The sequence below is a fragment of the Stenotrophomonas acidaminiphila genome (assembly GCF_014109845.1).
Taxonomy (GTDB): Bacteria; Pseudomonadota; Gammaproteobacteria; order Xanthomonadales; family Xanthomonadaceae; genus Stenotrophomonas; species Stenotrophomonas acidaminiphila.
This window is the reverse complement of the sequence record NZ_CP043567.1, coordinates 1,249,672-1,275,327: the sequence shown is the minus strand read 5'-3', so window position 1 is coordinate 1,275,327 and position 25,656 is coordinate 1,249,672. Positions and strand designations below refer to the sequence as shown.

General features: G+C 70.1%; 21 protein-coding genes. 6 read left to right on the top strand and 15 right to left on the bottom strand.

The features are described from left to right. Window positions 1-68: 68 nt before the first annotated feature. Window positions 69-866: a DODA-type extradiol aromatic ring-opening family dioxygenase gene (locus tag F0P95_RS05815; protein ID WP_182336031.1), complete on the bottom strand. Its 798-nt coding sequence runs from the start codon at window positions 864-866 to the stop codon at window positions 69-71. Window positions 867-967: 101 nt separating this feature from the next. On the opposite strand from F0P95_RS05815, the gene F0P95_RS05810 reads away from it, so the two are divergent. After that, window positions 968-1,876 (top strand): LysR family transcriptional regulator, encoded by a 909-nt coding sequence (locus tag F0P95_RS05810; RefSeq protein ID WP_182336030.1) that lies wholly within the window; start codon window positions 968-970, stop codon window positions 1,874-1,876. Here F0P95_RS05810 and F0P95_RS05805 read toward each other — a convergent pair. Beyond that, window positions 1,868-4,801, bottom strand: a complete 2,934-nt coding sequence (locus F0P95_RS05805; RefSeq protein WP_232528837.1) for a bifunctional diguanylate cyclase/phosphodiesterase — start codon at window positions 4,799-4,801, stop codon at window positions 1,868-1,870. The two genes, F0P95_RS05810 and F0P95_RS05805, sit on opposite strands and share 9 nt — an antisense overlap. A 305-nt stretch (window positions 4,802-5,106) precedes the next feature. On the opposite strand from F0P95_RS05805, the gene F0P95_RS05800 reads away from it, so the two are divergent. After that, complete coding sequence (locus F0P95_RS05800) at window positions 5,107-7,206, top strand: M13 family metallopeptidase (RefSeq protein WP_182336028.1); 2,100 nt, start codon at window positions 5,107-5,109, stop codon at window positions 7,204-7,206. Between the two features lie 84 nt (window positions 7,207-7,290). On the opposite strand, the gene F0P95_RS05795 is transcribed toward F0P95_RS05800, so the two are convergent. Continuing rightward, window positions 7,291-8,214: an oxygenase MpaB family protein gene (locus F0P95_RS05795; RefSeq protein WP_182336027.1), complete on the bottom strand. Its 924-nt coding sequence runs from the start codon at window positions 8,212-8,214 to the stop codon at window positions 7,291-7,293. A gap of 328 nt (window positions 8,215-8,542) precedes the next feature. Here F0P95_RS05795 and F0P95_RS05790 point away from each other — a divergent pair, with 328 nt between their 5' ends. Continuing rightward, a complete protein-coding gene (locus F0P95_RS05790) occupies window positions 8,543-9,145 on the top strand; it encodes a hypothetical protein (protein WP_054661868.1) in 603 nt (200 codons plus the stop codon). 36 nt (window positions 9,146-9,181) lie between these two features. On the opposite strand, the gene F0P95_RS05785 is transcribed toward F0P95_RS05790, so the two are convergent. The 9 genes from F0P95_RS05785 to F0P95_RS05745 form a co-directional block, all read right to left on the bottom strand. Continuing rightward, entirely contained in the window at window positions 9,182-9,526 is a 345-nt protein-coding gene (locus tag F0P95_RS05785) for a hypothetical protein (protein WP_182336026.1), read from the bottom strand. A gap of 33 nt (window positions 9,527-9,559) precedes the next feature. Then, window positions 9,560-10,333: a LytR/AlgR family response regulator transcription factor gene (locus F0P95_RS05780; RefSeq protein WP_182336025.1), complete on the bottom strand. Its 774-nt coding sequence runs from the start codon at window positions 10,331-10,333 to the stop codon at window positions 9,560-9,562. Further along, entirely contained in the window at window positions 10,323-11,612 is a 1,290-nt protein-coding gene (locus F0P95_RS05775) for a sensor histidine kinase (protein WP_182336024.1), read from the bottom strand. Before F0P95_RS05775 ends, F0P95_RS05780 begins: the two co-directional genes overlap by 11 nt. Window positions 11,613-11,820: 208 nt before the next feature. Further along, on the bottom strand, window positions 11,821-13,476 hold the full coding sequence (locus F0P95_RS05770; RefSeq protein ID WP_425515913.1) for a M28 family metallopeptidase: 1,656 nt from the start codon (window positions 13,474-13,476) through the stop codon (window positions 11,821-11,823). 126 nt (window positions 13,477-13,602) lie between these two features. After that, window positions 13,603-14,856 carry an RNA polymerase sigma factor gene (locus F0P95_RS05765; protein ID WP_232528835.1) on the bottom strand — a complete coding sequence of 418 codons (1,254 nt, stop codon included), beginning with the start codon at window positions 14,854-14,856 and terminating at the stop codon, window positions 13,603-13,605. A 50-nt stretch (window positions 14,857-14,906) separates the two neighbouring features. Further along, a complete protein-coding gene (locus tag F0P95_RS05760; protein ID WP_182336022.1) occupies window positions 14,907-15,263 on the bottom strand; it encodes a DUF1428 domain-containing protein in 357 nt (118 codons plus the stop codon). Between the two features lie 61 nt (window positions 15,264-15,324). Then, entirely contained in the window at window positions 15,325-15,729 is a 405-nt protein-coding gene (locus tag F0P95_RS05755) for a VOC family protein (protein ID WP_425515912.1), read from the bottom strand. Window positions 15,730-15,731: 2 nt separating this feature from the next. Continuing rightward, window positions 15,732-16,169: a VOC family protein gene (locus F0P95_RS05750; protein ID WP_182336021.1), complete on the bottom strand. Its 438-nt coding sequence runs from the start codon at window positions 16,167-16,169 to the stop codon at window positions 15,732-15,734. Between the two features lie 22 nt (window positions 16,170-16,191). Further along, on the bottom strand, window positions 16,192-16,623 hold the full coding sequence (locus F0P95_RS05745) for a YciI family protein (protein WP_182336820.1): 432 nt from the start codon (window positions 16,621-16,623) through the stop codon (window positions 16,192-16,194). Window positions 16,624-16,790: 167 nt separating this feature from the next. Here F0P95_RS05745 and F0P95_RS05740 point away from each other — a divergent pair, with 167 nt between their 5' ends. Together F0P95_RS05740 and F0P95_RS05735 are read left to right on the top strand one after the other, a co-directional pair. Further along, window positions 16,791-17,162: a YciI family protein gene (locus F0P95_RS05740; protein ID WP_054661844.1), complete on the top strand. Its 372-nt coding sequence runs from the start codon at window positions 16,791-16,793 to the stop codon at window positions 17,160-17,162. A gap of 295 nt (window positions 17,163-17,457) precedes the next feature. Then, complete coding sequence (locus F0P95_RS05735; RefSeq protein WP_182336020.1) at window positions 17,458-20,562, top strand: TonB-dependent receptor; 3,105 nt, start codon at window positions 17,458-17,460, stop codon at window positions 20,560-20,562. 161 nt (window positions 20,563-20,723) lie between these two features. Here the strand turns inward: F0P95_RS05735 and F0P95_RS05730 are convergent, their stop codons facing one another. Continuing rightward, window positions 20,724-22,826: an NHL repeat-containing protein gene (locus F0P95_RS05730; protein ID WP_182336019.1), complete on the bottom strand. Its 2,103-nt coding sequence runs from the start codon at window positions 22,824-22,826 to the stop codon at window positions 20,724-20,726. Window positions 22,827-22,919: 93 nt separating this feature from the next. Here F0P95_RS05730 and F0P95_RS05725 point away from each other — a divergent pair, with 93 nt between their 5' ends. Next, window positions 22,920-23,384 (top strand): hypothetical protein, encoded by a 465-nt coding sequence (locus tag F0P95_RS05725; protein ID WP_182336018.1) that lies wholly within the window; start codon window positions 22,920-22,922, stop codon window positions 23,382-23,384. A gap of 42 nt (window positions 23,385-23,426) precedes the next feature. On the opposite strand, the gene F0P95_RS05720 is transcribed toward F0P95_RS05725, so the two are convergent. Beyond that, window positions 23,427-24,500, bottom strand: a complete 1,074-nt coding sequence (locus F0P95_RS05720; RefSeq protein ID WP_182336017.1) for a chitinase — start codon at window positions 24,498-24,500, stop codon at window positions 23,427-23,429. A gap of 245 nt (window positions 24,501-24,745) precedes the next feature. Next, entirely contained in the window at window positions 24,746-25,642 is an 897-nt protein-coding gene (locus F0P95_RS05715; protein WP_182336016.1) for a hypothetical protein, read from the bottom strand. Between the last annotated feature and the right edge of the window lie 14 nt (window positions 25,643-25,656).

The following is a 25,656-nucleotide window of genomic DNA, read 5'->3' as shown; positions in this document are numbered from 1 at the left end:
GAAAAACTATCACAGGCACGCGCCGCCGCCGATGGGGGCGGCGGGTATCCGCGCAGGAAGGTCCGGACCTACGCCGCGCCGTCGAAGCGGTAGATGTCCATCGCCAGGAAGCCCATGTCGATGCCGGCATCGATGCGGCGTGCGCCGAGCCGGTCCGTGCCGGCCGCGCCCATGGCGAAATGCAGCGGCAGCAGGTGCTCGTCGGTGGGGTGCGCCTGTTCGGCGAACGGCGCCTGCCGGCGGTAGTCCAGCAGCGCCGGCACGTCGTCGGCGTGCAGTTTCTGCTCCACCCACTGGGTGAACGGGGCCACGTACGGCGCCTGTCCGCCCTGCGCGTAGTGGTGCCAGTCGTGCAGGTTGTGGGTGATGCTGCCCGAACCGACCAGCAGCACGCCGTCGTCGCGCAGCGGCGCCAGCGCGCGGCCCATCGCCCACTGGTGCGCGGGCCCCAGCGCCGGCTGGATCGACAGCTGCAGCACCGGGATGTCGGCCTGCGGGTAGAGGAAGCGCAGGGGCACCCAGGCGCCGTGGTCGAGCCCGCGCTGCGGGTCGATCACCGGCGACAGCCCGGCCGCGGCCAGCCGCGCCGCCACGTCCTGCGCCAGTTCCGGCGCGCCCGGCGCCGGGTACTGCAACTGGTACAGCGCCTCGGGAAAGCCGCCGAAATCGTGGATGGTCCGCGGCCGCTCCGCCGCCGATACCGTGGGCGTGCGCCCCAGCCAGTGCGCCGAGGCCATCACGATGGCCCGCGGGCGCGGCAGCGCGGCGGCCAGTTCGGCCAGCCGCGGACCGACCGCGCCGGGCTGCAGCGCGGTCATCGGCGATCCATGGGAGATGTACAGGGACGGCAGCGATGTCGATGGCATGGGGGACTCCAGGGGGAGGATGCGATGCCCTACAGGTTATTGCCGTGGCACCCGGCAACAAATAACCTCGGCATCAACGTTTTATTGCCGAAGCGGAAACAATGGACACCATCGATGCCATGCGGGTGTTCGTCGCGGTGGTCGAGCGCAATGGTTTCAGCGCTGCCGCCCAGGCCCTGGACCTGTCCACCGCCGCCGTCACCCGGCAGGTCGCCGCGCTGGAAAAGCGCCTGTCCGCGCGCCTGCTCAACCGCACCACGCGGCGGGTCAGCCCGACCAGCATCGGCGCCGCCTACTACCAGCGCTGCGTACAGCTGCTGGCCGAGTTCGACGCGCTGGAGGCCTCGGTCGGCGCGCAGGCGCTGCAGCCCTCGGGCCGGCTGCGGATCAATGCGCCGGTCAGCTACGGCATCGCCCGCCTGGCGCCGTTGCTGCCCGGCTATGCCGAGCGCTACCCGCAGGTGGAACTGGACCTGTCGCTGTCCGACCGGCAGGTGGACATGGTCGAGGAAGGCTTCGACCTGGCGATCCGCATCACCCGCCAGCCGGCGCCTTCGCTGATCGCCCGCCGCCTGGCCGAAGCGGCGATCGTGCTGTGCGCTGCGCCGGCCTACCTGGCGCGGCATGGCACGCCGGCACGCCCGGACGACCTGTCGCGGCATGCGTGCCTGGCCTACAGCTACTGGGCCGGGGGCGACAGCTGGCAACTGCAGGGGCCGCAGGGCGAGGTAAGCGTGCCGGTGGCCGCGCGCATGCGCGCCAACAACGGCGAGGTGCTGCGCGAAGCCGCCATCGCCGGCATGGGCATCATCGCGCAGCCGGATTTCATCGTCGCCCAGGCCCTGGCCGATGGCCGCCTGGTGCCGGTGCTGGCGGACTGGCGGCTGCCGCCGGTCGGCATCCATGCGCTCTACGCCAGCCGCAGCCACCTGGCGCCGAAGGTGCGCAGCTTCATCGACTACCTGGTGGAACGGCTCGGCGCGGACGCGGCCGGCCCCGGCTCAGGCTGAGTCGGGCGCCAGGGCCAGCAGCGCCAGCAGTTCGCGCAGCGGCATCGGCCGGCCCAGCAGGTAGCCCTGCACCTGGTCGCAGCCGTGCGCCACCAGCCAGTCGAGCTGGCCTTCGGTCTCCACGCCCTCGGCGATCACCACCAACCCCATGCTGTGCCCCAGCGACAACAGCGCGCGGCAGATGGCCGCGTTGCGCGGGTTGCGTTCCACGTCGGCGACGAACGCACGGTCGATCTTCAGCGAATCCAGCGCCAGGTGCTGCAGGTAGGACATGCTGGAAAAACCGGTACCGAAGTCGTCCAGGGCCACCGCGATGCCATTGGCGCTCAGGCTCTCGAGCACCTGCATCGCCTGCGCCGGGTTGCGCATCAGGCTGCTCTCGGTCAGCTCCATCTGCAGCGCGCCCGGCGGCAGCCCGTACTCGGCGGCGGCGTGGGTGAATTCGCCGACCAGGTCGCTGTTGAACAACTGCACCGCCGAGACGTTGACCGCGACCGGCAGCCCGGCCCAGCCATTGTCGGCCAGCACGCGGCCGGCGCGCGCGGCCGCGCGGATCACCCAGCGGCCCAGCGCGATGATCTGGCCGGTGTCCTCGCACAACTGGATGAAGTCCGACGGCGGGATGAAGCTGCCGTCGGGCTGAGGCCAGCGCAGCAGTGCCTCCAGCAGCGCCGGCGAGCCATCGGCGGCATGCCGGATCGGCTGGAAATACAGTTCGAATTCGTCGCGCTCGATGGCCAGGTGGATGCGTCCGGCCAGTTGCAGGCGGTCGGCGTGGCGCTGTGCCAGCGCGTGATCGAAACGCAGCACGACCACCCCGTTCTCGCGGGCGGCATGGGCCGCCTGCGCCGCGCGCCCGAGCACCAGGTCGGCGCTCGCGCCGTCGCCGGGGTTGCCGGCCACGCCGATGCGCGGCTCCAGCTGGTGGAAGGAATCGGGGCCGCGCACCGGTTCGGACACCGCCTCGCGCAGCGCCTCCAGCGCGCGTTGCGGATCGTGCCCGTCGGCCACCGCCAGCACGAAATCCTCGGCCGGCTGGTAGGCCAGCAGGCCGTAGCGCGCGCCCAGCGCATCGAGCCGGGCAACCATCGCCTGCAGGACCTCGTCGCCGGCTTCGCGGCCCAGCGTGTCGGTGACCATCTGCAGCCCGCGCAGTTGCGCATGCAGGATGGTGTAGCCGGCGCCTCCGGCGTCCAGCCGCTCGGCCAGCGCTTCGATCGTCAGCAGGCCGGTGCCGGGGTGGTGGCTGGCACGCCAGGCCAGGTCGCGCTCGTAGGCCAGCCGCTGACTGACGTCCTCGGCCAGCGCCAGGCAGGCCGGGCGACCATCGAACTCCAGCCGCGCCAGGTGCGCCAGTACCTCGAACCGACTGCCGTCGCGACGCCGGTGCACGCGTACCCGCGGCGGCGGCGAACTGCCGTCCCGGGACTCCTCCAGCGTGCGCTGGATTTCTTCCCTGGCTTCCTCCGGGCGTATGTCGAGGATGGTCATGGCGAGGAACTCCTCGCGGCTGTAGCCGTACTGCTCGATCGCGGCCTGGTTCACTTCCAGGAACTGCAGCGTGTCCAGGTCGAAGATCCAGAACGGCGCGGGATTGCGGTCGAACACCAGGCGGAACTGGTGCTCGGCACGCTGTACCCGGGCTTCGCTGCGGACCCGCTCGGTGATGTCGGTGACCGCGCCGGTCATGCGCGGATGCGGCCCCAGCCCCTGCACGCGCTCGCCACGCGCCGACAGCCAGCGCACCGAGCCGTCGTGCAGCACCAGGCGGAACAGCGCGTTCACCGCACGCCCGGCCTCCGTCGCCTGCTGGACCTGCTGGCGCAGCCACGGGCGGTCTTCCTCGTGCACGTGGTCGTAGAACTCTTCCAGCCGCGCCTGCCGTACCGGCAGCGCGAACATCCGCCGGGTCAGCGCCGACCAGTGCAGGGTGCCGTCCTTGCGGTCGATCGACCACGTCCCCACCCTGCCGACCTGGTGCGCCAACGCCAGCTCCGCCGCGCCGGCGCGTAGTTCGTCGGCCAGCCGCGCCTGGCGCAGCGCCCCCCGGCGCATGCTGGCGTACAGGTACGCGAACCCGCACAGGTACAGCAGGTAGATGCCGGAGGCGACGTAGAAATAGGTGCGCCACGGCGCCATGACCTCGTCGTAGGACAGGCCGGCGAACAGGATCAGCGGGTAATCGTGCGGCACGCTCACCGCGACGACCCGGCGCACGCCGTCCATCGGACTGGTCGCCACCCCCAGCGCCTGCACCTGGTCGGCGCCGGGCAGCGGGCGCAGCGGCCGTGGCAGCGGCCGCTCCACCGCCGACGGATCCAGGCTGTGCGCCAGCAGCGCGCCCTGGCGGCTGCTGATCGAGACAACGCCGCTGCGGCCGGTATCCAGGCCACTGACCACCCGCTGGAACACCGCCAGGCGCACCCGCGCCAGCAGCCACTGGCCGGGCTGCACCGGCACCGCGGTCAACAGCACCATGCCGCCGCCGGGTAGCGCCTCCAGTCCCCCTACGTACAGCTCGCCGGCCAGCACGCGGTTCTCCGGCACCACCCACTGCGCGAGCGTCGGATCGCCGCGGCCTTCGCCGACCGGCATGCCGGCGTCGTCGACAACGGTGATCGCGGCCAGGTCGGTATTGCGTTCGAGCGTGCCGCGCACGCTGGCCGCCAGCAGCGCCGGCGCCCGCTCCGGCACCTGCCGGTAGTACTCGCGGCCGTCGCGGGCGGCGCCACGCAGCGCACGTTCCATCGTGGTCAGTTCCGCCCGCAGCAGGCGGTCGCTGCCGGTCGCCAGTGCCATGCTCTGGCGCTGCGCGGCCTGCAGGCGGCTGCCGCGGTCGTTCCACAACATGATCGCCAGGGTCGCCGCCAGCAGCAGCGCGATCACGGCGCCGAACACGGCGACCTGGCGCAGGGGCTGGCTCATGCCCCGGGGCACCGGCATCTTCCCTGCGTCAGCATTCGCTCTGCGTGCATGGTCTCGTTCGTTGTCCGCCGTGCCATCGGAAACCGCCGGCCGCCCGCGGCCAGCCGCTTCACTGGCGCAGCGCCGCACGCACGCAATGCGACGACCGTCCTCCCACGGAAGCCGCTATCGATGTCCGTTCGACAGCATGCAGTACAAACGCCCCCGACGGGAAGACTTGGCATGCGACAAGTGCCGGAATCGGCAAGGCGCCACCGCAGGCGTGGCACTAGACTGCGCACTCCATCCCAGAATCCGGAGCCAACATGGCCCTGCAACGTTCGATCCTCGCACTCGCTCTCGGGTCCGCGCTGTCGCTGAGCGGCTGCGGCGGCGACAAGGCTCCCGCCGGACAGGCCACCAGCGCCGCCGCGCCGGCTGCCGTGGCCAAGGCGCAGTTGGGCAGCTTCGGCTTCGACGTCTCCGGCATGGACCGCAGCGTGGCCGCCGGCGACAACTTCTTCGACTTCGCCAACGGCCAGTGGGTGCAGCGCACCGAAATCCCCGCCGACCGTTCCAGCTTCGGCAGCTTCAACATCATCTACGAGAAGACCCTGGGCGATACCCGCGCGATCCTGGAAGAGGCGACCCGCGCCAGCGACGGCGAGGCGCGCAAGATCGGCGACTACTACGCCGCGTTCATGGACGAGGCCGGCATCGAAGCGCGTGGCGTGGCACCGCTGCAGCCGCAGCTGCAGGCCATCGCCGGCATCGCCGACCGGCAGGCGCTGGCGCGGACCCTGGGCGCCAGCCTGCGTGCCGACGTCGACCTGCTCAATGCCACCAATTTCTACACCCCGCACCTGTTCGGCGTCTGGGTGTCGGTGGACCTGCTGCAGCCGGACCGCAACGTGCCCTACCTGGTGCAGGGCGGACTGGGCATGCCCGACCGCGACTTCTACCTGGAAGGCGGGCGCATGGCCGCACTGCGCACGGCCTATGAGGGCTATGTCGCCCGGCTGCTGGAGTTGTCCGGCGACAGCGCCGCGGCGGCCAAGGCCGCGCGCATCGTCGCGCTGGAAACCAGGATCGCGCGCGCGCATGCCACCCAGGAAGAGACCAACGACGTGGAGAAGGGCGCCAATGCCTGGAAACAGTCCGACCTGGCGGCGAAGGCGCCGGGCATGGACTGGACGGCATTCCTGGACGCGGCCGGGCTGTCGGCGCAGCAGGACTTCATCGTCTGGCAGCCCCGGGCAGTGGCCGGGTTGTCGAAGCTGGTCGCCAGCGAGCCGCTGGACACGTGGAAGGAATACCTGGCGTTCCGCGCCCTGGACGAGGCCGCGCCGTACCTGCCCAAGGCGTTCGCCGATGCGCACTTCGCCTTCCACGGCACCGCCATGAGCGGCACCCCGCAGCAGAGCGAGCGCTGGAAGCGCGCGGTCAGCGAGACCAACACCGCCATCGGCGAGGCGGTCGGCAAGCTCTACGTCGAGCGCCATTTCGACGCTGCCACCAAGGCACGCGCGGACGAGATGGCCCGGAACATCATCGCCGCCTTCGCCAAGCGCATCGACGCGCTGGAATGGATGTCGCCGCAGACCAAGGCGCACGCCCAGGCCAAGGTGGCCGGGCTCAAGGTGGGCATGGGCTACCCGGACAAATGGCGCGACTACGGCGCGCTTGAGGTGAAGCGCGACGACGCGCTGGGCAACGCGCAGCGCGCGGCGCTGTTCGAGTACCGGCGCAACATCGCCAAGCTCGGCCAGCCGGTCGACCGCGGCGAATGGGCGATGCTGCCGCAGACCATCAATGCCATGAACGTGCCGCTGGAAAACCGCCTGGTGTTCCCGGCCGCGATCCTGCAGCCGCCGTTCTTCGACGCCGCGGCCGACGATGCGGTGAACTACGGCGCCATCGGCGCGGTGATCGGCCATGAGATCAGCCATGGCTTCGACAACGCCGGCGCGCTGTTCGACGAGACCGGCAGGCTGCACAACTGGTGGACGGCCGAAGACCTGAAGCAGTTCAACGCCGCCGGCGACGCGCTGGCCGCGCAGTTCAGCAGCTACGCGCCGTTCCCGGGCGTGCACGTCAATGGCCGCCTGACCCTGGGCGAGAACATCGCCGACGTGGCCGGGCTGGCGACCGCCCATGATGCCTACCGCATGGCGCAGCAGGGCAAGCCGGCGCAGGACCTGGAAGGCTTCACCCCGGACCAGCGCTTCTTCCTCGGCTTCGCCCAGGCCTGGCGCAGCAAGATGCGCGAGCAGGCGCTGCGCAATTCGCTGCTGACCAACGTGCATGCGCCGGGCCAGTTCCGCACGCTGACCGTGCGCAATCTCGATGCGTGGTATCCGGCATTCGGGGTCAAGGAAGGCCAGGCCCTGTACCTGGCGCCGGACAAGCGGGTCAAGGTCTGGTAACGCCACGCCGGTTGGCGGGCGCAGCGCGGGGTCGGAGCCGGGTCGTGCGGGTGGCGATCCGACCCTGACCCCGGTCTTCGCCGGTCACGCTGGCCAATGCAGCAGCGACTGCGGGTCGCGCCCCATGCGCTGGCAGGCGCGCGCGGCGATGCCGTCGCCCAGCGCGGCGCGGAACAAGGGCGCCGACCCGCGCAGCAGGCGTGCGGCGAGCGCCGCACGTACACGCCGGCCGCGGCGGTCACGGCCGAGCAGCGGCGCTGCCCAGTCCGGCAACAATGCCGCGCCGGCGGCCAGGAACAGGTCGCGCGAGACCCCGGGCAGCGGTACCGGCAGGCGCACGCCCTCGAGCACCGCCAGCACCTCGCGCGAACGCGCGTCCATGTGCAGTTGCGGCTGCCGTGCGGCGAAGTACGCGCGCACCTGTGCCTGGCTCGCCGGTACCGCGCGCGCGCCCAGCGCCTCGGCCACGCGCCGGTATTCGTCGTAGTAGCGGTCGGCGATGGCCTCGGGCACGTCGCGGCAATAGCGGCGGCAGCCCTCGAGGAAGCCATGGGCTTCGGTGACATGCACCCAGGTGAGCAGTTCCGGATCGTCGGCGGCATAGGCGCGGCCATCGGGCAGGGTGCCGGCCACGCGCGCGTGGATCCGCCGCACCCGCTCGACCAGTGCTTCCACCTCCGCCGCCGGCGCGTAGCTGGTGCCGGCCACGAACGCGGTGGTGCGGCGCAGGCGCCCGACCAGGTCCTGGCGGAAATTGGAATGGTCGTAGACGCCGGCCAGCGCGCGCGGGTGCAGCAGCTGCAGCATCAGCGCGCACAGGCCGCCGGCGAGCATGCCCGGGAATTCGGAGTGGATGCGCCAGGTCACGCTGTCGGGGCCGAACCAACCCGGGTCGCCCGGCGGCGCGTCGTAATCGATGCCGCTGCGGTCGCGCGGGAAGGCATCGAGCACCCAGCGCCGGATCTGCGCGGTGGCGGCCGATGCCACGGGGGCGGACAGGAACGACATGCGGACATCGTAGTGGAACGGCCGCGCACGCCGGCCGCGGCCGCGGCGGCGCGCAGCCGGGCACGGCGCCCCCGGGTTGGCCGTCGGCCACCGCGCAAGCCATGTGCACCCGCAGCATGCCGATGCGCTTTCGATTTCCGATTCCGCCACTTGCACGATGACGCGCCGCAAAAAGCCGGGGCCGCGCAGGCGCCCGGCCGCACCGCCGCCCGGCGTCATCGCATCGCGCCCATTGCCAAGCCGCATGAAAGTGCTAGAACTGGAACCGCCAGATCGTTCCACGCCGTATCCGTCGCTCGTTCCAGCCAGTATCTGCAAGGAGCTCCACATGATCGCGTTGTTCAAAGGTTTGGGTTTGTTGCTGCAGGACAATGAGCTGTACCGCAGTCCGTTCGAGAAGCAGGTCGCGCACTGGAAGAATCTCAGCGACGAACAGATACGCGACGAGGTGGCGGTACTGGCCAAGGCCAAGTGCCAGTGGCTGATGGCGTCCATCGTGCTCTGGCAGGCGGCGTCGCTGCTGATCCTCGGGCTGATCACCAACTACCTGTGGCGCGACGATTTCCATATCACCTTCACCCGCGTGGTGATCGTGTTCGGCTCGTGGGTGTCGATCCTGTTCGTGATCTGGTTCATGGCCAACATGTTCGACCATACCGCCGGCTTCGAGCGCTGGATGAAGGCTTTCAACAGCCGCGCGCGGATCAGCTCCGACGCCGACAGCGTGGAAACCGTGGCCGAAGCGCTGGAGATGGCCCGGCACTACCCCGAAGTGCTCGACTACAAGCAGGCGGTGGCGTCCCGGCGCGAACTGCGCCACGAGGACATCCGCATCATGCGCGAGCTGGGCCGCATGCGGCAGCATTCGGAACTGGTCGGCAAGCTCAACCACATCGGCGACGACGGGCTGCGCCTGCAACCGGCGTTCTGATCCCGCTGCCGCCGCATCGCTCCCGCAACGCCGCGCTCAGTCGCGGCGTTGCGCATTGCGCGCGCGCACCTGCTGGCCGAAGCCGGCCGGCAACCCCTGCACGTCGCGCACGCCGCCGACCACCAGGCTGAAATCGTCCAGCGCCTGGCGCTGGCATAGTTCGCCGCCGGGCTGGTCGCGGCAGTGCTCGCGGTAAAGCCGGTAGAAGCAGTTGCCGCTCTCGCTCTGCAGGCACTGGAAGCGGGCGCGGTCGCCGGACACCGTGGTGCGGCTGAGCACCGCCTGTTCGCCGCTGACGCGCACGATCGACGTCTGCCCCTGCGGTTCGCGGTAGCCCAGCATCGCCATCAGGCTGCCGAGCAGGAAAGTCAGGTACTGCATGGCACTTCTCCTTGTACGCCCGCAGGCAGGGACTCACATGCCGCGGAACAGGCTCATGAACGGTTGGCTGACCACCAGCGTCTCGCTGCGGTTCTTCAGCCGCAGTACGCCGCGGCCGCTGTCGTCGCGGCTCACCGCCGCGACCGCTTTCATGTTGACGATGCTGGAACGGTGCACCTGGCGGAAACACTGCGGGTCCAGCACCTGTGCCAGCTCGCGCAGCGAGCTGCGCAGCAGCAGCTCCTCGTCGGCGGTGACCACCGCGGTGTATTTGCTGTCGGCGCGGAAATACAGCACGTCCTCCAGCATCACCAGCCGGGTCTCGCGGCCGTTGCTGGCGGTGATCCAGGCCGGCGGCGGCGCGGCGCCGGCAACGGCCGGGCGCCGCGCCAGCTGGTCCAGCAGCTGGTCCAGCAACTGCCGGTCCGGCACCCCGGCCTGCAACCGCGCGAGCACGCGCTGGCGCGTGGCCAGCAGGCGTTCGTCGGCCACCGGCTTGAGCAGGTAATCGACCGCGCCGCGCTCGAACGCATCGATCGCGTACTGGTCGTAGGCGGTGATGAACACCACCTGGGTGCGCGGACTGAGCGTCTCCAGCGCGCGGGCGACATCGATACCGGTGACGCCGGGCATGCGGATGTCGAGGAAGGCCAGGTCCGGCCGCAGCGTTTCCAGCATCTCCAGCGCGGCGGCGCCATCCTCGCACTCGGCGACGATGCGCAGTTCCGGCCACAGCCGCTGCAACTGCGCGACCAGCGCCTGGCGCAGCAGCGGTTCGTCCTCGGCGACCAGGGCATCAAGTTGCATGGGGCAGCTCCGGTACCTGGGTGGTGGCCGCCGGCACGGCCTGCGCCACGGGCGGCGTGCGCGGCAGGGTGATCGTGGCCGCCGCGCCACTGGGGAAGTTGGAGACCAGGGCGAAGCCGGCCTGCGGCCCGCAGCTCAGGCGCAGGCGTTCGCGCAGGTTCTTCAGGCCGATGCCGGTACCGCCGCCGCTGCTGCCGCCCACGCCCTGGCCGTCGTCGGCGACGGTGAGGTGGACCTGGCCATCGCTCTCGCGCGCCAGCACCCAGATCGTGCCGCCGCCGGGCTTGGGCTCCAGCCCGTGCTTGATCGCGTTCTCCACCAGGGTCTGCAGCGCCATCGACGGCAGCGCGACGTCCTGCAGGGAGTCGGGCACGTCGATCCGCACCACCAGCCGCGCGCCCATGCGGATGCGCAGGATCTCCAGGTAGGCCTGCACCCGTTCCAGCTCCTGCCCGAGGGTCGACAACGACTGGTCGATGCCCGGCAGCGAGCTGCGCAGGTACTGGATGAGATGGCCGAGCATGCGCTCGGCGCGTTCGGGGTCGGTGCGGGTCAGCACCTGGGCGTTGGCCAGGGTGTTGTACAGGAAGTGCGGCTCGACCTGCGCGTGCAGCAGGTTCAGGCGCGCCACGCTCAGCGCCTTCTCGGCCTCGGCGCGCACGGCCGATTCGCGCTCGTCGCGGCGCTGCTGGGCCACGCGCTGGCTCATCGCGCGGCTGACCGCTTCGGCGTTCTCGCGGTTGCTGCCCTCGTCGGCCAGCAGCAGGTCCACCCAGGCACCGGCATCGGGCTCGAACAACAGCGTCACGCTGCTGGTGCCCTGCCCCGGGGTGACCGTGGCCGAGACCCGGTCGTGCCGCACCGCCAGCCATGCCAGCGGGTTCCAGCGCGACGGCGGCGGCGCCTTGCCCGGGTCCGAGCGCGCGATCCGGGCCCGCACCTGCAGGCTGGCGGGCGAGCTTTCCACGTCCACCACCCGCGGCAGCCCGGCGACCACCGATTCGACCAGGGCGAAGGCCTGCGCGGCATCGAACGGCAGTTCGATCCGGCGCTGCAGGCGGCTGGACAGGTTGTCGTGGTCCAGCCGCCCGGCCACCAGCTTGACCCGGCGCAGGTGGCTGGCGATGTTGACCGCGGCCATCGCCAGCGCGCCGATCACCAGCAGCGCGAACACCGTGCCCGGGCCACCGAACAGATGCCCCCAGACGATGGCCAGCGCCACCAGCGCCAGCACCCAGGCCAGCAGGATGCGGAGGCAGAACCACAGGCTGGCGATCATCGCGGCGTTCCCGGCTGGACAGTGCTGGCGAGCATAGGCGCTGGGCCGCGGCAGACAAGCGGCATGCGACGAAACCCGCGATCCGGGCGACGAAGGCCGCCGGCCGCGGCCGGAAACGGGCGCCGCAAACGACGGACGCCGCCCATCATGGGCGGCGTCCGCGGAGCCTCCGCGCCGTTCCCGGCACGAAGGGCGCTGCCGGCGATGCTCAGCGACGCTGGTCGGCGCTGGCGTCGCGGGTGGCGCGGAACGGCTCGCCCGCGCTCCAGTTCGGCCAGGCACGGGAGTTGGCCAGCTGTTCGCCGAGCGTGTACACCACTTCCAGGTCGCGCGCGGCGCCGGCGAAGGTCCAGTCGGGCTGCCATTCGTCGCCCTGCTGGTGGTAGCGCCTGGCGGTGTAGTCGTCGGCGGCCTTCTTGCCGGCCGCCACGCCGCCGTCGATCCAGTCCTGCCCGGCCGAATACGACAGCGCCGGCACGCCGCGCTTGGCGAACGGGAAGTGGTCGGAGCGGAAGAACAGCCCGGCCTCGGGCTTCGGGTCCGGGGTGTAGCGGATGTCCCAGCCCCTGGCCACGTCCTTGAGCTGGTCAAGCAGCTCGAAACGCGCCGAGCCGTAGATGCCGAAATCGCGCGACGGCCCGAACGGCGCCATGCCGTCCATGTTGATCAGCGCGACGGTCTTGCCCAGCGGATACAGCGGGTGGCTGGCGTAGTACTCGGAGCCCAGCAGGCCCTTCTCCTCGGCGGTGACCGCCAGGAACACCACCGAACGCTGCGGGCGCGGCGCCTTGGCGAAGCCGCGGGCCAGTTCCAGCAGCGCCGCGGTGCCGCTGGCGTTGTCCAGCGCGCCGTTGAAGATGCGGTCGCCGCGCGCGTCCGGCTCGCCGACGCCGATATGGTCCCAGTGCGCCGAATAGAGCACGGTCTCGTCCGGGTGGCTGCTGCCTTCCAGGCGCGCGACCACGTTGTGCGAGGTGATGACCTCGGTCTTGACCGCGTAGTCGGCCGAGAACGTCTCGCCCTTCAGTTCCACCGGGCGGAAGTCGCGCGACTGCGCCTGCTTCTTCAGCGCCTCGAAGTCCAGGCCGGCGCGCTTGAACAGGTCCACCGCCAGGTCGCGCTGGATCCAGCCTTCCAGCGGCGGGTGCGCCGCGGCCGGGTTGTCGCGCACCACGTCGAACATGGTGTTGGTGTTGGAACCGGCCACCGTCGCCCAGCCATAGGAGGCCGGTGCGGTCTCGTGCACGATCAGCACGCCCGCCGCACCCTGGCGCGCGCCTTCCTCGTACTTGTAGGTCCAGCGGCCGTAGTAGGTCATGCCCTTGCCATCGAAGTCGCCGGCGCCGCTCTCGAAGTCCGGGTCGTTGATCAGCACCACCGCGATCTTGCCCTTCAGGTCCACGCCCTTGAAGTCGTCCCAGTTGCGCTCCGGAGCCTTGACGCCATAGCCGACGAACACCAGCGGCGCGTCCTTGATCGCCACCGCGCTGTCGCCGTTCATGGCCGCGCGCACGGCGATCTCCCGGCCCTGGGCCAGCACCTGCGGCGTGCCCTTGCTGGACAGCGCCAGCTGCGGGGTACCGACGATGTCGCCCTTGAGCAGCGGCACCGCCTGGGTCCACAGGCGCTTGCCGTCCTTCAGGTCGCCGCCGGGCTGCAGGCCGGCGGCGGCGAACTGGCGGCTCAGGTAGGCGATGGTCTTCTCCTCGCCGGCGGTGGCCGGCGAACGGCCCTCATAGGCGTCGGAGGCCAGCTCCTTCACATCGGCGGAAATCCGCGCGCCGTCGAACTTGGGCGGGGCGGCCATCAATGCGGTGGATACCGACATCGCCAGCAGGCTGATCACGATTCGCTTCACATCCATCTCCAATGGGTCGAACAACCGGTGGAGTGTAGCCAGCGCCGCCGCCCCCCGGGCAGTGCCGTAACGCACGGGCAACGGCCGGTTCCGGCACAGCCGGCCACCGGTGGGCGCGGCACCGCACGGCGGCTACAGGTCTGCCGCGCGGGCGCGCAGCGCCTGGCGTTCGCGGGCGTTGCCGCTCAGCTCGGCGGCACGCTCGAATGCGCTGCGCGCCTCGTCGCGCCGGCCCAGGTGCTCGAGCAGGTCGCCGCGTACCGCCTGCAGCGGTGCATAGTCATCCAGCCTGCGGTCCTGCAGCAGGGCCTCGAGCAGCGGCCAGGCGGCCTGCGGCCCCTGCGCGCGGGCCACCGCCACGGCGCGGTTGAGCTCGACCACCGGCGACGGCATGACCCGCGCCAGCCGCGCATACAGCTGCGCGATGCCGGCCCAGTCGGTCCGGTCGGCGCGCCGCGCCCGCGCATGGCAGGCGGCAATGGCCGCCTGCAGCACATAGGCATCGTCTCCGCCGCCGAGCGCCTGGGCCTTCTCCAGCAACGCCTGGCCACGGTCGATCTGCAGCCAGTCCCAGCGGCTGCGGTCCTGCTCCATCAACAGCACCGCCGCGCCCTGCGCATCGGTGCGCGCCCCCATCCGCGACGCCTGCAGTTCCATCAGCGCCAGCAACCCCAGCACCGGCGCCGAGGCCGGCAGCAGTGCCGCCAGCACCCGGCCCAGGCGCAGCGCTTCCTCGCACAGCGCCGGGCGCATCCAGTCCTCGCCATGGCTGGCGGCGTAGCCTTCGTTGAAGACCAGGTAGACCACTTCCAGCACCGACCGCAGCCGCTGCGGCAGCGCCCGTCGCCGCGGCACCTCGAACGGGATGCCGCGCCCAGCCAGGGTGCGCTTGGCGCGGACGATGCGCTGGGCGATGGTCGGTTCCGGCAGCAGGAACGCACGCGCGATCTCGGCCGTGCTCAGGCCGCACAGCAGGCGCAGGGTCAGCGCCACCCGCGCATCGGCCGGCAGTACCGGGTGACAGGCGACGAACAACAGCCGCAGCAGGTCGTCGCCGATGGCATCTTCCGCTTCGCGCTCGTGGTCGCGCACGACGCTCCCCTGGTGGTCCGGCTCGCAGGCCAGCGCCGCCTGCTTGCCCGCGTGCAGGCGGCGCTGGCGCAGCAGGTCGATCGCCCGGCGCTGGGCGGTGGTCATCAGCCACGCGCCGGGGTTGTCGGGCACGCCCTGCCGCGGCCAGTGCTCGAGCGCGGCGACCAGTGCGTCCTGGGCCAGTTCCTCGGCACTGTCCAGGTCGCCCAGCATCCGCGCCAGGCGCGCGATCAGGCGCGGCGACTCCATGCGCCACACCGTATCGAGCCTGCGCTGGATCTCGCGGGTGTCCATCCGCCCGCGATCACACCATCGCGTCGGCGGGGGCGCAAGCGCGCCGCCCGTCACGCGTCGACGAAGGCCTTGAACCCGCCCCAGAACATGCGCTTGCCGTCGAACGGGACATTGCCGGCGTTCATGCCGGCCAGGCGCGGATCGGCCATCGCCCTGGCGTTGACCCGGTCGCGGTGCGCGCGCGAGCGGTAGACGATGCAGGCGAAGACCACCACTTCGCCGGGCTTGAGCCTGACCGCCTGCGGGAACGAGGTGTGCCTGCCCGGCTTGACGTCATCGGCCACCGCTTCCAGATAGGCCAGCGCGCCGTGCTCCTTCCACACCTTGCTGCCCAGGCGCGCCATGCGCCGGTATTCGGCGAGCCGCTCCTGCGGCACCGGCACCACGAAACCATCGACATAACGCATCGCTGTCTCCTGCATGCAATGAACGGGGGCGGGCGGCCGCGGGCCCGCGGCCGCCCCGGGTTCAGCCGGGTTCGCCGTCCATGTGGGCGATTTCCCACAGGTGGCCATCCAGGTCCTGGAAGCCGCGCTGGTACATGAAGCCGTAGTCGCGCGCCGGCATCGGCTCGTCCGCGCCGGCGGCCAGCGCCTTGTCCAGCAGCGCGTCCACCGCGGCGCGGCTGGGTGCCGACAGGCAGGTGATGACCTCGGTGTGGCTGCGCGCATCGCACAGCGGCCTGGGCGTGAAGCCGCGGAAGAACGGCTCCACCAGCAACATCACGTAGATGGTGTCGCTGATGACCATGCACGCCGCATCCTGGTTGGTGAAGCGCGGTTTGAAGGCATAGCCGAGCGCGGTGAAGAACGCCTTGGACGCGTCCAGGTCGCGTACCGGCAGGTTGACGAAGATCATCTGCGGCGCCGCCATCGTCAGTGGCCTCCGTCCATCGGCTTCATGCAGTTGACCATCCACGGCTTGCCGTAGCGGTCCACCAGCATGCCCCAGCGCCGGGCCCAGAACGTCTCGGCCAACGGCATCTGCACCTGGCCTCCTTCGGCCAGCGCGGCGAACACGCGCTCGGCTTCCTCGACGCTGTCCACGTCGACGTTGATGGTGGTGGCGCACGGCCCCTGGGCAGGCGGGCCGTCGGCGGCCATCAGGATCGCGCCACCGGCCTCCACCTGGCAGTGGGCGACGTGCTCCGGCCGCGGGCTGCATCCGCCGCAGGCGTCGCCCTCCATGTCGGGACCGGGGGGCATGTCGGCGTACTTCATCTCCGATACCACCTTGCCGCCCAGTGCCCTGGCGTAGAACGCCATCGCCTCGTGGGTGTCGCCGTTGAAGCCCAGGAAAGGAATCAGTTTCATCGCATGTGTCCTCGGGGTCGAATCAGTCGTTGCGTTCGATGCGGTCGCGCAGACGTTGCTCCTGCGCGCGCAGTTCCGGAGTGAAGGCCTCGCCGAAGTCCTCGGCCTCGAAGACGGGGCGGATCTCCACCTCCACCGGTGCGGTGCCGTCGGCATCGAACGGTGCGCGTGCGAGCCACTCCACCGCCTCGTCCATGGAACGGACCTGCCACAGCCAGAAGCCGGCGATCAGCTCCCTGGTTTCGGCGAACGGGCCATCGATGAGCTGGCGCCGCGCGCCGTCGAAGCGCACCCGCGCGCCGCGCCGGCTGGGGTGAAGGCCCTCGCCCGCCAGCATGATCCCGGCCTCCACCAGTCGCTCGTTGTAGGCGCCCATCGCCGCCAGCTCGACCTCGGTGGGCATCACCCCGGCCTCGGTATCCGCCGTCGCCTTCACGATCACCATCACTTTCATCGCACTGCCTTCCACGGTTGCGGACCGGACGATCCGCTTCACACCTGGTACGACGAACCGGCGCCGGCAGGATCGACGACGCCGCCGGCCTTTTTTATGAACGCGTTAATGATTGCCGCACCACCGCCCTGCGCCATCATGGGCCCTCATTCCATCCGGCCCCTTCCATGAAATTCCTGCTGCTGATCTACATCGACCCGGAGCTGCTGCAGTCGCTGCCGCAACAGGAGTACGACGCACAGATGCGCCACTGCCTGGTGCACGCCGACGCCCTGCAGGCGCAGGGCACCTTGCTGATGTCGCAGAAGCTGCAGCCACCGGCCAGCGCACGCACCCTGCGCACCCGCGGCGGCCAGGCGCGGGTCACCGACGGCCCCTTCGCCGAGACCCGCGAGATCCTGGCCGGCTTCAACCTGATCGAAGCCGCCGACGCCGGGGAGGCCATGCGCATCGCCCGGCAGTTCCCGTGGGCGGCCTACGGCAGCATCGAGGTGCGCGAAGTGGAGGACCTGCAGGCCGAGCGGGTACGGCTGGGGTAGCCGGGGCCAGAGGCCGCCGCCGACGGATGCCGGACACTGCCGGCGGCTCCCCGTCCTGACCTTCTGTCAAGCCTTTTGGGCAGGATTTCGAGAAAATGAACAGTGACGAAAGTCACATAAATTAAGATCGATACAAATTCAAGTAATTGAAAAACAAAGGAAAATTTTTACTTGCATTCGAAACGACTTCCAAGCCGTTAACTTTTGACCAACCGAGGGTTATTGTCAGTTCACTTGGCATTCGGCTCTTGTTCATCTTCTGGTTTCCCGCCAAGGACTTCCACTGGAGAGAGAAATGGTCAAACGCAAGACGATCCAACGCGCTGCATTGAGCGCGGCACTGAGTGTGTGCATTGCCGGCGGCGCCTATGCACAGAGCACCACCGGCAGTATCCACGGCACGGTTCCCTCGGCTTCGACGGGAACCACGATCGTTCAGATCACCAACAACAGCGGCTTCAACCGCACGGTGACGGCCGACGCCAACGGGCGCTACAACTTCAACGCCCTGCCGGTTGGCAACTACAAGGTCACCGTCCAGCACGACGGGCAGGTGGTCGGCACCCGTGAGGTGACCGTCATCGTCGGTGCCGGTACCGATGCCTCCTTCGCTGGCGCCGGCGGCACCACCTCCACCCTGGAGACGGTCAACGTCACCGCCACTGCGGCTTCCGCCATCGACCTGACCTCCGTCGATACGCGCACCGTGTTCACCGCCGAACAACTGCAGCGCCTGCCGATCAACCGTTCAGCCGAAGCCATCGCCCTGCTCGCGCCCGGCGCGGTAGCCGGTGCAGGCGGCTTCTCGGCACTGTCCGGCCTGGTGTCCTTCGGCGGCTCGGGCGTTTCGGAAAACGCCTATTACATCAACGGTTACTTCACCGGCGAACCGCTCTCCAACCTCGGTGGCTCGGGTCTTCCGTTCTTCGCGATCGCCCAGCAGGAAACCTACACCGGCGGCTACAGCGCCAAGTACGGTCGCTCGGACGGCGGCGTCATCAGCCAGATCGGCAAGCGCGGCACCAACGACTGGGAGTTTGGCGGCGAGATCCGCTGGGCACCCAAGGGGCTCCGCGAGAAGCGCAAGGACCTCTACCTGCCCAATCTCGATCTTCCGGATGGATACGACTACGAGGATCCGGAAATGGCCGGGACGATCTACTCCCGCGGCAAGGGCGAGGAGTCAAGTTCCACCACCTACAGCGCTTACGCCGGTGGCCCGATCGTACGTGACCGCCTGTTCTTCTTCGCCGGCGCGGAAGTCGAGGACAGCAAGACCCTCACCAACCCTGACGCACTGAGTTCGCCGCGATCCACGCATGGCAAGAGCGACGACCACAACATCTACGTCAAGCTGGACTGGAACATCAATGACAACCATATGCTGGAAGCCACCTGGCTGAAGCAGAAGGACGACTACAGCGGCAGCTATTACTCGTACGACATCGATACCGGTACAGAAGGCAACAGGCTGGCCATCGTGCCTACGCCCATCGTCAAGGAAAACGATTACCGCATCTTCAAGTACATCGGCTACCTGAGCGACAACCTGACCCTCAGCGCCACCTATGGCAACAACGAGTTCACCAACCAGCAGATCAATCCGGGCATCCTGCCGGGCATTCCGTATGTAGCCGGCGCCACCAACCAGGATCCGTCGATCACCGGCGGCACGCCGATCCCGAACCGGCAGGGTGGCTACCAGAGCCGTGATGGCAAGAACAAGACCAATGGCCTGCGCGCCGATCTGGAATGGGTGGTCGGCGATCACACCCTCAGCCTGGGCCTGGACAACATCAAGTTCGAAGCCTCCAACGAAGGCACCGCGCAGGTAGCCGATTACTGGGAATACGGTCGCACCAGCAATCCGAACGGCAACCTGTCCGCCGCGCTTGGCGTCGGCGCACCCGGCGGCAACGGTTACTTCGTACGCCAGCTGAAGTACTTCAACAACACCAGCATGTCGCTGGATCAGAAGGCCTGGTACCTCGAGGACCGCTGGCAGATCACCGACAACCTGCTGCTGTCGCTGGGCGTGCGCAACGACCAGTTCACCAACAAGAACGACGCCGGCGAAGTCTACATGGACGCCAAGAACCAGTGGGCCCCACGCCTGGGCTTCAGCTGGGACGTGTTTGGCGACTCCACGCTCAAGGTGTTCGGCAACGCTGGCCGCTACTTCCTGGCGATGCCCAACAACGTGGCCATCCGGGGTGCCTCGGCCTCGACCTACACCTGGGAGTACTTCACCTATACCGGCATCAACAGCGACGGCCTGCCCACCGGCCTGACCGCCGTGCCGGGGGTGAACGGCGGACCGGCGCCGGGTCCCGTATCGTCCAACGGCGAATACGGCACTCCGGTGGACGTGCTGGCGTTCGCGCCGAAGGATCTGAAGAACATGTACCAGGACGAGTACATCCTGGGCTTCGAAAAGCAGATCAGCGAGCGCTGGTTTGCCGGTGCCAAGTTCACCTACCGCGACCTGAAATCGTCGATCGACGACATCTGCGACCCGTACACCCTGCTCGACCACATCGGTGCGGTGGACTATGAAGGCCAGGGCTCGGGCTACAACGCCGAACTGGCCGACGGCCGCCGCGTGTTCGTGAACTACTGCTACATGTTCAACCCGGGTGGCAGCAACACGTTCAGCCTGGCATACCTTGACGCCAACGGCCTGCCGACCGGCGAGCGCACCGACGTCAGGATGACCAGCAAGGACTGGGGCTTCAGCGAAGGTGTCAAACGTACCTACAAGGCCATCGACCTGTTCATCGAGCATCCGTTCGACGGAACCTGGGAAGGCCGCGCGACCTACACCTACTCCAAGAGCCAGGGCAACAACGAAGGCCAGGTGAAGTCCGAATTCGGCCAGACCAACATCTCCAAGACCCAGGATTGGGATGCGTGGCAGATGATGGAGTTCGCCAATGGCTACCTCGCCAACGATCGACGCCATTCGTTGAAGCTGTACGGCAGCTACGCGCTTACCCCGGAGTGGACGGTCGCGGCCAACATGCGCGTGCAGTCGGGTACGCCGATCAGCTGCCTGGGGTGGTACAACCCGGATGGCACGATCGACGAGAATTCCGACGAAGCCGATCCGATCGGCTACGAGGCGGCTTATCACACCTGCTTCGGCAAGGTCGCCACGCCGGGCTCGCAGCGCACGCCGTGGACCCGCAACGTGGACATGAGCGTCACCTGGCGCCCAGAGTTCATGGACAAGCGGCTGGCGCTCAGTCTGCAGGTGTTCAACGTGCTCAACAGCCAGGACCCGACCCAGGTGGACGTGACCTCGGAAACCGGTCCCTACACCGTGTCCAACACCTACCTGCTGCCGATCGCCCGGCAGACGCCGCGCTACGTGATGTTCTCGGCGTCGTACAACTTCTGACGGCGCAGCCGTTGTAAAAGCGCTCTGCAACGTGGAGACGCACTGGACCCCGGCCCCATGGCCGGGGTCTTTTTTTGCCGCGGGCCGGCACCACGCCCGGACGGGAAACCGCCCGCCCGGGCGCGAGCCGGGGCAGGACCCACGCCCAGGACCGTCCTGCCCTATTCCGCGGCCGTTGCGCCGGGAAGAAGGCGCACGTGCAGGTCCCTGCCCGTGGTGGCCTCGTTGCCACTGTGGTCACGCGCCAGGATCCGCACGATGTAGTCGCCATCGGGCAGGTCGCCGACCTGCAGCCGGCCACGGGCAAGGCTGCCATCGCGCACCGTGTTGGTGAGCACGTAGCGGAACCGCGTCGTCGCGCTGCCGTGGACGGTGATGCCGCTGTCTTCGGCATAGGCGACCTTCACCGCCTCGGACTGCGGCGGCATGCGGTTGAACTCGATGTTCATGCGCGGCTGTTCGTGGCCGGGCAGCGGCCGGCCCGCGGCGTCCAGGATCTGGTAGCCCAGCGCATACAGGCCGAGGCGGCGGCGCGGCAGGTTGTCGTCCACCTGGTCCCAGGCCTCGACCACCAGGTGCAGATCGCCGCCGTCGCGCGGCACCAGCAGGCGACCGTCGCGGCGCTCACGCAGCCGCTGGCCCCCGGCATCGACCAGGGCGATGTCGTCGATGCGCGGCGGCACGTGGTCGGCGTAGTTGGCGAAACCCAGCCGCACGGCGTTGCGCTCGTAACCGGAAGGGCCGACCACCAGGTGCACGTGCGCCTGGCTGTTGATGCTGCCCAGCGCATCACCGGGATCGAAGCGGGTACCGCGGCGCACGCGCACCCGCACCAGCCGCCCGTCGTCGTCGCGCACCTGCTGGAAGCGCACCGGGTCCAGCGGGCGGTTGGACGGATCGCGGCCGACCTTCATGTGGATGTAGTCCACGGTATCCAGCGACAGGCCCTCGGCCTGCCCGCCCGGGCTCCAGCTCGCGGCCGGACTGCTGACCTTGGCCGCGGCGATCGCGAGCACGGTCTGGCCGACATCGCCGCGCACGTCGAAGCCTCCATGCAGGTGGTGGCGGCTCTCGCCGCTGAAGTTGCCGCGCACTTCGCCCAGCGTGCCCACGACTTCGTGCCAGCCGTGCTGCGGCGCCAGCGGCCAGCGCCCCTGGTTGCGCGGCAACGGGTTGTCCATGGACGGCCCGACCGGCGCGTCCGCCACCGCCGCGCCCGCCACCGGTGGCCGCAGGTGGTGGATGCGGTAGCCATCGGCATCGCCGAGCAGCAGGCTGCCATCGGGCGCCAGTGCGATGCCCGCCGGGCGCGCGAAACGCTGCGCGTCGCCGGCCACCGCCACCACATGCCCCGCCGGCGACACCTGCACCACGCGGCCGGTGATGCGCTCGCCGACGTAGGCCACGCCGTCGTGGGTGAGCGCCAGCGTCATCGGCCCCCACAGCACGCGCTGGCCATCGGGGCCGCCGATGCGGGTGGCGACCCGGCCCGAGGCATCCACGGTGCGCAGCGCATCGTTGTACAGGTCCGCCACCCACAGCGTGCCGTCGGCGGCCAGCTGGACGTCGGTCGGGGTGTCGAACCGCGCCGCGCCGCCCTGGCCGTCGGTCCAGCCGGGGCGGTCGCCGCCGGCCAGCGTCCACACCCGTCCGTCGGGCTCGATCACGCGGATGCGGTCGTTCCAGGTATCGGCCACGTAGACGCGCCCGGCCGCATCCACCGCCACCCCCATCGGCCCGTCGAAGCGCGCCTGGCGCCCGACCCCGTCGGCGAAGCCGGCCACGCCGTCGCCGGCCAGCGTGCTGACCTCGCCGCGCGGCGTGACCCTGCGGATCGCATGATTGCCGGTGTCGGCGACATACAGGTTGCCGTGCCGGTCCAGCGCCAGCCCGGAAGGCGTATGAAACGCGGCAGCCGCACCGCGGCCGTCGGCGAAGCCCTCACGGCCACCGGCCAACACATGGAAGTCACCGTCCAGCCAGCGATACAGGATGCGGTTGTTGGCGCCCGCGTCGGCCACGTACAGCGTGCCGCCGGTATCCAGTGCCACGCCCCAGGGATCGCTGAAGCGGGTGCGCCGGTCCGGGCCCATCGCATCGCCCTCGACGCCATCGCCCCCCAGCAGGTCGACCTGCGCGCGCCAACCCAGCGGCGTCGGCGTCGGCGCCTGCGCATCCGGCGCGCCGGGCGCCCACAGGTAGCTGGCCGCCAACGCGCCGCCCGTCAGTGCCGCCACGACCATCACCCAATGCCTGCGTTCCATGTATATCCCACCCGCTGCGGACCCGGCACCATAGACGCTCACCGGCCCGCGCGTAACCACCCGTTGCCGGCCATGCCACCCCGGGAGCAGCGCATGAACCTGCAACTGCATCTGCAAGAAGCGGCGATCCGCCTGCAGGCACCCCACGCCGCGGCGGTGCTGCTGCCGTTGTCGCTGGACGATCTGCTGGCTGCGGGACTGTCGCGCTTTCCACCGGGCGAGGTCGCACTGGAGCAGACGATCCAGCGGGTCGAGGACGCGCTGATGCCGGCCATTCCCGCCCTGCGCCAGCCCCGGGCGACAGGGCTGGAATGCGCGGACCCGGTGCTGGCGCCGCTGCTGGCGGCCAGCGGGCGCGCGCCGGGGACGGCGGCCACGGTGTCCATCGACGACGTCGAGGAGGTGTTCAACCGCCTGGCGCGGGTGGCGGCCGGCGTGCCCGCGCACAGCCTCGGCCTGCCCGCGCACCCCGGCTTCGCCGCGGCACTGGTGGTGGTGCGCGAACTGCTGCACCACGTCGGCCTGGCGGCGCTGCGGCTGCTGCCCGCGACGGCCTGAGGCCAAGACACCCCGACCCCAGGTGCCGCGGCGCACCCCCGGTCATTGCCCTGCGCGTGCCTGGCGCAGGTGGGTGCCGACGGGCACCGAGAACGCGCCCTGGTCGGCCACGTCCCAGTTGATCGACCAGGCCATCACGCCCCGGAAGTCCGGGTATGGCCGCGCCGGCTTCAGCGCATCGCAGCCGGTGGCGCGGGTCAGGCAGTCGAAGGCGCGGATGATGGCCGCCGGCGGGGCATGGCCGCTGCCGGCCGCGCGCGGACCCGAAGGCAGGGCCAGCGCCACCTGGTCCGGTCGCAAACCGTGGAAGCGGCCCTTGCCGCCCGCCAGCTCGAAGCCTTCGATCAGCATTCTGGCCGAGCCCACCATCATGTCCACGCTGCCGGCCGGCAGCGGGTCCGCGTGGTAGGGCGTAGGCAGGCCGCCGTTGTTGTAGAGCTGCACGTGCAGCAGGTCCAGTTCGTCGCGCAGCCCGTCGATCAACGGCAGGTAGGCACCCCAGATGCCCTCCATCGACACCCAGCCGCCCTGCACGTAGGGGTGCTCAGGCGCCATCGACACGTACAGGTTCGGATACATGGCGTGCAGGCGCTTGACCGCCGAGACCAGGCGCGCGGCGACCGGCGCGCCGTGCACGACGCCGGCGATCTTCTCCAGGTCGATGTCGATGCCGTCCAGCCCGTACGCATCAATGGCCTGCGCGGTGGTGCGCACGAAGTTGTCCTCGTCGCGCTGGGTGCGCAGCGTCACCGTCCCCAGTTCGCCGCCAAAGGACAGCACCACGATGCCGCCGGCGGCGCGGCGCGCGGCGATGTCGGCGACCAGCCGCGCCCGCTCCAGTCCCGGCGCCGGGTTGAACGCGATCCTGCCCTCGCCCATGTCGTCGGCGAACGCCAGCACGATCACGTCCCAGCTCCCGTCCACCTGCCCCAGCGGCAGCACCCCGGACCCGTTGTCGAAGTTGTGCAGGTAGCCGACCAGTGCATGCCGCGGCAGCGGGTGGCTGTAGCCGGGCGCCACCCCGACCCGCGGCGCGGCCGCCTGCCCGGGCTGCGCCTGGCAGCCGAACGTGGTGAAAAGGGCGAGGGCATACGACAACAGGCTGACCGGCTTCATCGCGATCCCATGCGGTGGTGGAACCCGATTCTAGGCAGCCCCCGGCACGGAAGAACCTTTCAGGAACATCATCCTGCACAGGTTGTCCGCTGATGGCCGGGGAAGTCCTGGCGGTGGCCGGTACAGGCGTGGAACAGGTCTCCGGCAGCTGTCCCGGGGTGGCCGTGGCGGTGGGGGCCGCGACAATGCGCGCCCGCCACCGGCGCCATGCACCGCGCAGCGTTGCCTGCCGCTGGCGCCACCGCTCAGCCGCAGGTCTTCATGCGTCGCTCCGCATCCCACAGCGCGCGACGTGCCAGGTCATAGGCGCTGTCGGCCGCCGACGGCAGCGTGTGTTCGGCTTCGACCGGGTCGGCGCCATGCCGGTAGCGGTACTCCAGCCGCTCCAGCGCGTCCAGGTGCTGCAGCGCGTTGCCGAACCAGCGGCGGCGCACCTCGTCGCCGCAGCGCGGGTAGCGCCGTTCCAGCTCGCCGATGGCGGTCCGGATGCGACGGCTGGCCTCGCCGTCCAGGCCGGGCAGCGGCTCATGGCGGATCGGCGCGGCCTTGTAGGCATCACCGGTGGCCTCGCTGCCGAGGTCGGCGGCGCGTGCGTGCAGCGACGGGTTGAACGCCACGTCCGGCGCGCGCCGTGCCTGTGCCGGCTGGATGTCCTCACCGTAGACCCACTTCTCCCTGCGTGACTGCCGGGTCCCGGCTGCACGCTTCGAGAACAGGCCGGCGGTGGCGCGCTCGCCGACGCCCGTCGCCAGTTCATCACGGTGCTCGAACACCCGCTCGTCGGTGCCGCGCGTGCGGCCGTCGCCGGCAAGTTCGCCGGGCAGGGTGATCCCGCCCTGGCCGTCGTACAGCCGCCGCGACCAGTCCGCGGCAGGGCCCGCAGTGGCCGGTGCGGCGGCGGCAGGCCGGGGCTCCGATGCGTGCGGCGGCGGCAGCGCGGCATGCGCCTGCCCTGCCGGCACCTCGGGTGTGTCCGCCGCCGCCGGCGGCAGCGCCGGCGCCTCGCCGTGGCGCGGCAGCCAGCGCACCTGCAACCGCTGCGCGCGGCCCTTCGGATCGGGCTCGGGCACCTGCCATAGCACGCGCGCGAACAGGCACAGGATCGCCGCGGTCGCCAGGCCGGCACCGACGCGGTGGGACAACGGTTCTCGACCAC

Coding starts and splice junctions, on each gene's coding strand:
- F0P95_RS05815 (WP_182336031.1), bottom strand. CDS start 866: ATGCCATCGACATCGCTGCCGTCCCTGTACATCTCCCATGGATCGCCG.
- F0P95_RS05810 (WP_182336030.1), top strand. CDS start 968: ATGGACACCATCGATGCCATGCGGGTGTTCGTCGCGGTGGTCGAGCGC.
- F0P95_RS05805 (WP_232528837.1), bottom strand. CDS start 4,801: ATGAGCCAGCCCCTGCGCCAGGTCGCCGTGTTCGGCGCCGTGATCGCG.
- F0P95_RS05800 (WP_182336028.1), top strand. CDS start 5,107: ATGGCCCTGCAACGTTCGATCCTCGCACTCGCTCTCGGGTCCGCGCTG.
- F0P95_RS05795 (WP_182336027.1), bottom strand. CDS start 8,214: ATGTCGTTCCTGTCCGCCCCCGTGGCATCGGCCGCCACCGCGCAGATC.
- F0P95_RS05790 (WP_054661868.1), top strand. CDS start 8,543: ATGATCGCGTTGTTCAAAGGTTTGGGTTTGTTGCTGCAGGACAATGAG.
- F0P95_RS05785 (WP_182336026.1), bottom strand. CDS start 9,526: ATGCAGTACCTGACTTTCCTGCTCGGCAGCCTGATGGCGATGCTGGGC.
- F0P95_RS05780 (WP_182336025.1), bottom strand. CDS start 10,333: ATGCAACTTGATGCCCTGGTCGCCGAGGACGAACCGCTGCTGCGCCAG.
- F0P95_RS05775 (WP_182336024.1), bottom strand. CDS start 11,612: ATGATCGCCAGCCTGTGGTTCTGCCTCCGCATCCTGCTGGCCTGGGTG.
- F0P95_RS05770 (WP_425515913.1), bottom strand. CDS start 13,476: ATGGATGTGAAGCGAATCGTGATCAGCCTGCTGGCGATGTCGGTATCC.
- F0P95_RS05765 (WP_232528835.1), bottom strand. CDS start 14,856: ATGGACACCCGCGAGATCCAGCGCAGGCTCGATACGGTGTGGCGCATG.
- F0P95_RS05760 (WP_182336022.1), bottom strand. CDS start 15,263: ATGCGTTATGTCGATGGTTTCGTGGTGCCGGTGCCGCAGGAGCGGCTC.
- F0P95_RS05755 (WP_425515912.1), bottom strand. CDS start 15,729: ATGGCGGCGCCGCAGATGATCTTCGTCAACCTGCCGGTACGCGACCTG.
- F0P95_RS05750 (WP_182336021.1), bottom strand. CDS start 16,169: ATGAAACTGATTCCTTTCCTGGGCTTCAACGGCGACACCCACGAGGCG.
- F0P95_RS05745 (WP_182336820.1), bottom strand. CDS start 16,623: ATGAAAGTGATGGTGATCGTGAAGGCGACGGCGGATACCGAGGCCGGG.
- F0P95_RS05740 (WP_054661844.1), top strand. CDS start 16,791: ATGAAATTCCTGCTGCTGATCTACATCGACCCGGAGCTGCTGCAGTCG.
- F0P95_RS05735 (WP_182336020.1), top strand. CDS start 17,458: ATGGTCAAACGCAAGACGATCCAACGCGCTGCATTGAGCGCGGCACTG.
- F0P95_RS05730 (WP_182336019.1), bottom strand. CDS start 22,826: ATGGAACGCAGGCATTGGGTGATGGTCGTGGCGGCACTGACGGGCGGC.
- F0P95_RS05725 (WP_182336018.1), top strand. CDS start 22,920: ATGAACCTGCAACTGCATCTGCAAGAAGCGGCGATCCGCCTGCAGGCA.
- F0P95_RS05720 (WP_182336017.1), bottom strand. CDS start 24,500: ATGAAGCCGGTCAGCCTGTTGTCGTATGCCCTCGCCCTTTTCACCACG.